Consider the following 8,599-nt stretch of genomic DNA (forward strand, 5'->3'; position numbering starts at 1 on the left):
GGCCAGGACTTCATCGAGATCAAGCTCGAGAGCGGCGCCACGCTGAAGAGCCGTTCGGTCGTGATCTCGACCGGCGCGCGTTGGCGCAACATCAACGTGCCGGGCGAGCACGAGTACAAGAACAAGGGTGTGGCCTATTGCCCGCACTGCGATGGACCGCTGTTCAAGGGCAAGCGCGTGGCCGTGATCGGCGGCGGCAACTCGGGCGTCGAGGCGGCGATCGACCTGGCCGGCATCGTCGGCCACGTGACCCTGATCGAGTACGACACCCAACTGCGCGCCGATGCGGTGCTGCAGCGCAAGCTGCGCAGCCTGGCCAACGTCAAGGTCATCACCAACGCGCAGACCACCGAGATCACCGGCGACAGCCAGAAGGTCAACGGCCTGGTCTACAAGGATCGCGCGAGTGGCGACAGCCATGCGGTGCCGCTCGAGGGCGTGTTCATCCAGATCGGCCTGGTGCCCAACACCGACTGGCTCAAGGGCACGGTCGAGCTGTCGAACCACGGCGAGATCGTGGTCGATGCCAAGGGCCAGACCTCGGTGGCCGGCGTCTTCGCTGCCGGTGATGCAACGACGGTGCCGTTCAAGCAGATCATCATCGCCGCGGGCGACGGTGCGAAAGCCGCGCTGAGCGCCTTCGACCACCTGATCCGCACGTCGGCCCCCGCAGAGGAAGCCGTTCCGGCCTGACCCGGCCGGCGGGGCGGAGCTCAATACGTCAGTCGCTCGGGCCGAAGTTCCTGCAGAATGGTGGTCGCGATCTCCTCGATCGACTTGGTGGTGGTCGACAGCCAGCGGATGCCGGCACGCCGCATCATCGCTTCGGCCTCGCTGACCTCGTGGCGGCAACTCTCGAGGCTCGCATAGCGCGAGTTCGGACGCCGCTCGTTGCGGATCTCGCTGAGGCGCTCGGGCTGGATGGTCAGGCCGAAGATCTTCTTGCGGTGCGGCATCAGCGCCGGCGGCAACTGGCGGCGCTCGAAATCCTCGGGAATCAGCGGGTAGTTGGCCGCCTTCAGGCCGTGCTGCATGGCCAGATAGAGCGAGGTCGGCGTCTTGCCGCTGCGGCTGACCCCGACCAGGATGACGTCGGCCCCTTCGAGGTCGCGGTTGCTCTGGCCGTCGTCGTGCGCCAGGCTGAAATCGATGGCCTGGATCCGGGCGTCGTATTCCTTGCTCTTGCTGACGTCGCTGAAGCGGCCGATGCGATGGTTGGACTTCATGGCCAGCTCGATCTCGAGCGGCCGCACGAAGGTGCCGAACATGTCGAGCAGCATCCCCTTGCAACCGGTCTCGATGACTTCGAGCACCTCCATGTTCGCCAGCGTCGTAAAGACGATCGGCCGCACGCCCTCTATTTCGCCCGTGTGATTGATCTTCCGTACCGCCTGGTGGGCCTTGTCGACGGTGTCGGTGAAAGGCAGCCGCACGTGGCGCGGCTTCATCTCGAACTGGGCCAGGACGGCATTGCCGAAGGTCTCGGCGGTGATGCCGGTGCCGTCGGAAACGAAGAAGACTGTGCGTGTATGCATACTTTGAGAGCCTTGTCCTGCGGCACGCCAACGCCGGCCGCGCCTACAATCCGCCCCATTATCGGGAAAGCCGAGCGCATTCCCGCCCAAATTCCAGCATGCACCTCCCGCCGATGCCCAGAGCAAGAAGAACGATCGCGTTGTGCCGCCCGCATGCAGCCACAGTTTTAACTTCTGGAGCTTTCCCATGTCTGACCTCTTCGAAGCGACCGCCCTGGTCGTACCGTTCGAACAATTGAGAATGACCGACGTCGAGTCGGTCGGCGGCAAAAACGCCAGTCTCGGCGAAATGATTTCCCAGCTGCCGCAGGGCGTGCGCGTGCCGACCGGCTTCGCGACCACCGCCCACGCCTTCAGGCAGTTCCTGGCCCACGACGGCCTGGCCGACAAGATCAGCGACCGTCTCGCCAAGTTGGACACCGAGGATGTCCGGGCCCTGGCCACCGCCGGCGCCGAGATTCGCTCCATGGTCGAGGCCCAGCCCTTCCCGGCCGACCTGCAGAAGGCGATCACCGAGGCCTTTGCCACCCTGTCGGCCGGCAATCCGCAGGCCAGCTTCGCGGTTCGCTCGTCCGCCACGGCCGAAGACCTGCCCGACGCTTCCTTCGCGGGCCAGCAGGAGACCTTCCTGAACGTGGTCGGCATCGAGGACGTGCTGCACAAGATGAAGGAGGTCTTCGCCTCCCTCTACAACGACCGGGCGATCAGCTACCGGGTCCACAAGGGCTTCGCCCACGATGTGGTGGCGCTTTCGGCCGGCGTCCAGCGCATGGTGCGCAGCGACCTCGGCGCCGCCGGCGTGATGTTCACTATCGACACCGAATCGGGCTTCGAGGACGTGGTCTTCATCACTTCGAGCTACGGCCTCGGCGAAACCGTGGTGCAGGGCGCCGTGAACCCCGACGAGTTCTATGTCCACAAGCCGACGCTGCGCGCCGGCAAGCGCGCGGTGATCCGCCGCAACCTCGGCTCGAAGCTGATCCAGATGGAGTTCGCGACCGCCGCCGAGAAGGCCGCTAGCGGCAAGCTGGTGAAGACCACTGATGTGCCGACCGAGCAGCGCAACCGCTATTCGCTGACCGACGCCGACGTCGAGCAGCTGGCGAAGTACGCGCTGGTGATCGAAGAGCACTATGGCCGCCCGATGGACATCGAGTGGGGCAAGGACGGCACCGACGGCCAGCTCTACATCCTGCAGGCGCGCCCCGAGACGGTGAAGAGCCAGCAGCAGGGCAAGGCCGAGCAGCGCTACAAGCTGCTGGGCCGCGGCGCCATCCTGGCCGAGGGCCGCGCGATTGGCCAGAAGATCGGCACCGGGCCGGTGCGCCTGGTCCACAGCATCAGCGAGATGGACAAGGTCCAGGCCGGCGATGTGCTGGTCACCGACATGACCGACCCGAACTGGGAGCCGGTGATGAAGCGTGCCGCCGCCATCGTCACCAACCGCGGCGGACGCACCTGCCACGCGGCGATCATCGCGCGCGAGCTCGGCATCCCGGCCGTGGTCGGCTGCGGCGACGCCACCGACCTGCTCAAGGACGGCACGCTGGTGACCGTGAGCTGCGCCGAGGGCGACACCGGCTTCATCTACGACGGCCTGCTCGAGACCGAGGTGACCGAGGTCCAGCGCGGCGAGATGCCCCAGATCGATCTCAAGATCATGATGAACGTCGGCAATCCCCAGCTGGCCTTCGATTTCGCCCAGCTGCCGAACCATGGCGTCGGCCTGGCACGGCTCGAGTTCATCATCAACAACAACATCGGCGTCCATCCGAAGGCGATCCTGGACTACCCGAACGTCGATGCCGACCTCAAGAAGGCGGTCGAGTCGGTGGCCCGCGGCCATGCCTCGCCGCGCGCCTTCTACGTCGACAAGGTGGCCGAAGGCATCGCCACCATCGGCGCCGCCTTCTGGCCCAAGCCGGTGATCGTGCGGCTGTCGGACTTCAAGTCGAACGAATACCGCAAGCTGATCGGCGGCAGCCGTTACGAGCCCGAGGAAGAGAACCCCATGCTGGGCTTCCGCGGTGCGGCGCGCTACCTGAGCGGCGAGTTCGGCGAGGCCTTCGCGATGGAGTGCGAGGCGCTCAAGCGCGTGCGCAACGAGATGGGCCTGACCAACGTCCAGATCATGGTGCCCTTCGTGCGCACCCTGGGCCAGGCCGAGCGCGTGACCACGCTGCTGGGCGAGCACGGCCTGAAGCGCGGCGAGAACGAACTCAAGCTGATCATGATGTGCGAAGTGCCAAGCAACGCGATCCTGCCGGAGGAGTTCCTGAAGTTCTTCGACGGCTTCTCGATCGGCTCGAACGACCTGACCCAGCTCACGCTGGGCCTGGACCGCGATTCCGGCTTGGAACTGCTGGCGGCCGATTTCGACGAGCGCGATCCTGCGGTGAAGGCGCTGCTGGCGAAGGTTATCAAGGCCTGCAAGGCCCAGGGCAAGTACGTCGGCATCTGTGGCCAGGGCCCAAGCGACCACCCGGACTTCGCGCTCTGGCTGGCGGAGCAGGGGATCGAGTCGATCTCGCTGAATCCCGACAGCGTGATCGATACCTGGCAGCAACTCGCCAAGCGCTGAACCTGCGTCTGGCAGCGCGGCGGGGGCAGGGGTGTCACCGTCGCACAACGACTTGCGTCACGGTTTTCGTGTAATCCTCGTGTCAGCTTGATGTACTTGCAACCAAATGCATCTTTGATGTCAAACTCCAGGCCAATCGGGGCGCGGTGGCGCACCAGGACCATTTCCGGCCCGCTGGCGCTCCCCGAGCTTGGCGTCGAGGAAACCTCATGATTCTTGTCAAGACCGAAGCCGGGCAGCGCGTTCTCAAGGACCGCTCCATCGCGCTGACGCCACGTCAGCGCACCGCATTCATCCTGTTCGACGGCAAGCGAAGCGTCGACGAAGTGCTCGAAGGCGGGATGGGCGTGAGTCGCGAGGACATTGATCAGATGGTCGCGCAGGGCTTGCTGCAACAGGTCGGCGAGGGTGGGGCGCCTGCCGCTGTCGCACCCGATCGCACGGCGCCGCCGCTGTCGGCGGCCAGCGCCACTGCACCCGGGCCCGCCCCGGTGACGGCTGCACCGGCTGCGGACCGCTCCGACCAGCAGCGCTACAAGGACGCCTACCCGATCGCCACCCAGCTGACCAGCAGCCTGGGCTTGCGCGGTTTCAGGCTCAACCTGTCGGTTGAGGGCACCTCGAGYTACGAGCAGTTGCTGGATTTGTTTCCCAAGATCCAGGCCGCGGTTGGCCCCGAGAAGGCGGCCCCGCTCGAACGCGCACTGCGCGGGAGCTGAGCCCGCGCCTCCGTTTCGGGCGGTCGCTGCCCTTCAAGGAGGGGAGGCCGGCGCCCGAGTGCTATAATTTACGGCTTTGCCTTGCCACACCACGTCTGACGCCGCGGGTGGCTCAACCCCTTTCCTCGAAAAACATCGGGGGAAATCCACAAGGAGTGCCAATGCGTCACTATGAAATCATTTTGCTGATCCACCCGGATCAGAGCGAACAGGTTCCGGCCATGCTGGAGCGCTACAAGGGCCTGATCACGGCCGGCGGCGGCAAGGTCCACCGCGTCGAAGACTGGGGCCGCCGCCAGCTGGCATACCAGATCAACAAGCTGAACAAGGCACACTACCTGTGCGTGAACATCGAAGCCGAGCAGACCGTCATGGCCGAACTCGAGCACGCGTTCAAGTTCAATGACGCCGTCCTGCGCCACCTCACCGTGGTCAAGAAGAAGGCCGACACCGGACCTTCGTCGATGATGAAGACGGTCGAGCGCGAAGAGGCCCGCAAGGCCCAGCAGGCTGAATACGCCGCCAACAACAACGGATGATGTGAGTACTGCCGCGGTCAATCAGCTGCTGCTGACTGCCTGCGTCGCCGAACTCGGAGCCTTGCGCTACACGCCTGCCGGATTGCCCGCCGTCGACCTGCGACTCGAACACGAGTCGACAGTGACCGAAGCGGCCCAGCCCCGACAGGTCAAGGCGGCCATCAAGGCCGTCGCCTTCGGCGCAGTGGCCGAGCGGCTCGCAAGGCAGGAACTGGGCAGTCTCTGGCGATTCCAGGGCTTCCTCGCGACACCGGGCAACGGCAAGCATCCTGTTCTGCACATTCAAGATTTTTGTTAGTTCATCGCGGGACAGATCTTCAGCTCTGTTCTCGACCATTTAAATAGAGGTCCACACATGGCCACGTTCAAGAAATTCAACAAGGACAAGCGTCCGAAGCGCAACACCCAGTCGCTGCTGTTCAAGCGCAAGCGCTTCTGCCGCTTCACGGTCGCCGGCGTCGAAGAGATCGACTACAAGGACATCGACACCCTGCGCGACTTCATCAGCGAAAACGGCAAGATCATCCCCGCGCGCCTGACCGGCACGCGCGCGATCTACCAGCGCCAACTCAACACCGCGATCAAGCGTGCGCGCTTCCTCGCGATGGTGCCGTACAGCGACCAACACCGCGTCTAAGGAGCGACACACCATGCAAGTCATTCTTCTGGACAAAGTCGTCAACCTCGGCGTCCTCGGCGAAATCGTCAAGGTCAAGGACGGTTACGCCCGCAACTTCCTGATCCCCACGGGCCGCGCCCGCCGCGCCACCGAAGCCAACAAGGCCGAATTCGAAGCCAAGCGCGTCGAGCTCGAAAAGGCTGCGGCCGCTAAGCTGGCCGAATCGCGAGCCCAGGGCGAGAAGCTCGGCGGCACCGCCGTCAAGCTGACGCAGAAGGCCGGCGTCGACGGCCGCCTGTTCGGTTCGGTCACCAACAGCGACATCGCCGAAGAGCTCAACAAGCAGGGCTACAAGGTCGCGAAGTCGCAGGTGCGCATGCCCAACGGCCCGATCAAGATCGTGGGCGACAGCACCGTCAGTGTCGCGCTGCACACCGACGTGGTGGTCGAGATCACCGTCACCGTGTACGGCGAGAGCGCCTGATCGACCGACGCGCTTCACGCGCGTGAAAGAGCCGCCTTCGGGCGGCTTTTCTTTTTCCGGCCGGCCCGGTTGTCCCGGGCATTGCACCGGAAGATAACTGCTTATTCACAGCCTTGTCCACGTGACGCCGCGGCCGCCGCGGCTTAGCATGCATGGTTGCAAGGAACCTCATGTCCGCACTCTTTTCCTACGCCGACAACGACCCGTCGTCCGACCGCCAGATCGCGCAGCTGCGCATCCCGCCGCATTCGATCGAGGCCGAATCGAGCGTGCTGGGCGGCTTGCTGCTCGACAACGGCGCCTGGGACCGCATGGGCGACGTGGTGGTCGACGGCGACTTCTACCGCCACGAGCACAAGCTGATCTACGCCTCCATCGGCACGCTGATCAACGCCAGCAAGCCGGCCGACGTGATCACGGTCTACGAGCAATTGCAGAACCTCGGCAAGGCCGACGAGATAGGCGGCCTCGCCTACCTCAATTCGCTGGCGCAGTACGTGCCGAGCGCGAGCAACATCCGCCGCTACGCCGAAATCGTCCGAGAGCGCTCGATCCTGCGCAAGCTGGTGAGCGCCAGCGACGAGATCGCCACCAATGCCTTCAACACGCAGGGCAAGGCGGTCGACAAGATACTCGACGAGGCCGAGCAGAAGATCTTCAACATCGGCGAGGAAGGCTCGCGTATGAAGCAGGGCTTCCAGGGCATGGATTCCCTGGTGGTCGAACTGCTCGACCGCGTGACCGAGATGGCCGAGAACCCGAACGACATCACGGGCGTGCGCACCGGCTTCTACGAATTCGACAAGATGACCTCCGGTCTGCAGCCGGGCGACATGATCGTGCTGGCGGCCCGCCCCTCGATGGGCAAGACCTCGCTGGCGATCAACATCGCCGAGCACGTGGCGCTCAACGAAGGCCTGCCGGTGGCGGTGTTCTCGATGGAAATGGGCGCCTCGCAGCTGGCGGTGCGTATCGTCGGCTCGATCGGCCGCATCGACCAGGGCCACCTGCGCACCGGCAAGCTGACCGACGAAGAATGGCCGCGCCTGACCGAAGCCATCGAGAAGCTGCGCAACGTGTCGCTGCACATCGACGAGACGCCAGGCCTCACCACCAGCGAGTTGCGCGCCAATGCGCGGCGCCTGGCGCGCCAGTACGGCAAGCTCGGGCTGATCGTGGTCGACTACCTGCAGCTCATGAGCGTCTCGAGCAGCATGAACGACGAGAACCGCGCGACCGCGGTGGGCGAGATCTCGCGCGGCCTGAAGATGCTGGCCAAGGAACTCAAGTGCCCGGTGATCGCGCTGTCGCAGCTGAGCCGCGGCGTCGAGAGCCGGACCGACAAGCGTCCGATGATGAGCGACCTGCGCGAGTCCGGCGCGATCGAGCAGGATGCCGACATCATCATGTTCATCTACCGCGACGACTACTACGACAAGAACAGCAAGGAGCCCGGCGTCGCCGAGGTGATCATCAGCAAGCACCGGAACGGCCCGACCGGCACCGTCAAGTTGGCCTTCCTGAAGCCGCTCACCAAGTTCGAGAACCTCGCCGGCGGCAACGACTTCTAGCGGGTTCCGCCCGAGTCGGCATCGGCCTTGAGTTGGCGCAGCATGTCGGCCAGGGTCTTGCCGGGCTCGCCCCTGAAGCGCTCCGGCAGCACTTCGATGGTGGCGATGCGGTCGAGCCGGAAACCTCGAAAGTCGTCGCGCAGCTCGCACCAGGCCGAGAAGGTCCAGACCTTGCCCCAGTAGAAGCAGCCCAGCGGGCGCACCGTGCGCTGGGTCGGGGCGCCGGCGACGTCGCGGTAGTCCATGCGCAGCTTGTGACGAGACTGAACGGCCTCGCGCAAGGTCTGCAGGCGTTCGCGCGTGCCGGCGTCGAGCACGTAGGCCGGGGCGTAGAGCGCCAGGCTTTCGGCCGACACCCGGGCCGCCGGCGGCAGCACCGACAGGATCTTGCCGAGGGCCGATTCGATGTCGCGCGCCATCGCGGCGTCGACCCAGCTCTGCGCCAGCCGCGCCGATGCCACCAATGCCGCCGCTTCGTCCTGCGTGAACATCAGCGGCGGAAGGTCGAAACCGGCGCCGATGCGGTAGCCGACGCCGGCCTCGCCTTCGAC

The 8,599-nt window shown here is 65.1% G+C and carries 10 protein-coding genes; 8 read left to right on the forward strand and 2 right to left on the reverse strand.

The features are described 5' to 3' along the window. A partial coding sequence (locus AC1DY5_RS31715; protein WP_478117925.1) for an FAD-dependent oxidoreductase occupies positions 1 to 693 on the forward strand: 693 nt, incomplete at its 5' end. A 20-nt stretch (positions 694 to 713) separates the two neighbouring features. On the opposite strand, the gene ppsR is transcribed toward AC1DY5_RS31715, so the two are convergent. Continuing rightward, complete coding sequence (gene ppsR, locus AC1DY5_RS31720; protein WP_478117927.1) at positions 714 to 1,535, reverse strand: posphoenolpyruvate synthetase regulatory kinase/phosphorylase PpsR; 822 nt, start codon at positions 1,533 to 1,535, stop codon at positions 714 to 716. A 187-nt stretch (positions 1,536 to 1,722) separates the two neighbouring features. Here ppsR and ppsA point away from each other — a divergent pair, with 187 nt between their 5' ends. The 7 genes from ppsA (at position 1,723) to dnaB (ending at position 8,048) form a co-directional block, all read left to right on the forward strand. Then, on the forward strand, positions 1,723 to 4,116 hold the full coding sequence (gene ppsA, locus AC1DY5_RS31725) for a phosphoenolpyruvate synthase (RefSeq protein ID WP_478117929.1): 2,394 nt from the start codon (positions 1,723 to 1,725) through the stop codon (positions 4,114 to 4,116). 209 nt (positions 4,117 to 4,325) lie between these two features. Beyond that, entirely contained in the window at positions 4,326 to 4,835 is a 510-nt protein-coding gene (locus AC1DY5_RS31730) for a hypothetical protein (RefSeq protein ID WP_478117931.1), read from the forward strand. A gap of 161 nt (positions 4,836 to 4,996) precedes the next feature. Further along, positions 4,997 to 5,374 (forward strand): 30S ribosomal protein S6, encoded by a 378-nt coding sequence (gene rpsF, locus AC1DY5_RS31735; RefSeq protein ID WP_286367284.1) that lies wholly within the window; start codon positions 4,997 to 4,999, stop codon positions 5,372 to 5,374. Position 5,375: 1 nt separating this feature from the next. Further along, positions 5,376 to 5,672 (forward strand): primosomal replication protein N, encoded by a 297-nt coding sequence (gene priB / locus AC1DY5_RS31740; protein ID WP_478117934.1) that lies wholly within the window; start codon positions 5,376 to 5,378, stop codon positions 5,670 to 5,672. A 57-nt stretch (positions 5,673 to 5,729) separates the two neighbouring features. Continuing rightward, positions 5,730 to 6,011 carry a 30S ribosomal protein S18 gene (gene rpsR / locus AC1DY5_RS31745; protein ID WP_007830781.1) on the forward strand — a complete coding sequence of 94 codons (282 nt, stop codon included), beginning with the start codon at positions 5,730 to 5,732 and terminating at the stop codon, positions 6,009 to 6,011. Positions 6,012 to 6,024: 13 nt separating this feature from the next. Continuing rightward, a complete protein-coding gene (gene rplI, locus AC1DY5_RS31750) occupies positions 6,025 to 6,477 on the forward strand; it encodes a 50S ribosomal protein L9 (RefSeq protein WP_478117935.1) in 453 nt (150 codons plus the stop codon). A 170-nt stretch (positions 6,478 to 6,647) separates the two neighbouring features. After that, the gene (gene dnaB / locus AC1DY5_RS31755) at positions 6,648 to 8,048 is read left to right on the forward strand and encodes a replicative DNA helicase (RefSeq protein ID WP_478117937.1); all 1,401 of its coding nucleotides are present in this window, start codon (positions 6,648 to 6,650) and stop codon (positions 8,046 to 8,048) included. Here the strand turns inward: dnaB and AC1DY5_RS31760 are convergent. Then, a partial coding sequence (locus AC1DY5_RS31760) for a helix-turn-helix transcriptional regulator (RefSeq protein WP_478117939.1) occupies positions 8,045 to 8,599 on the reverse strand: 555 nt, incomplete at its 5' end. The genes dnaB and AC1DY5_RS31760 overlap by 4 nt on opposite strands.

Source organism: Variovorax sp. P4_D9 (assembly GCF_056401695.1).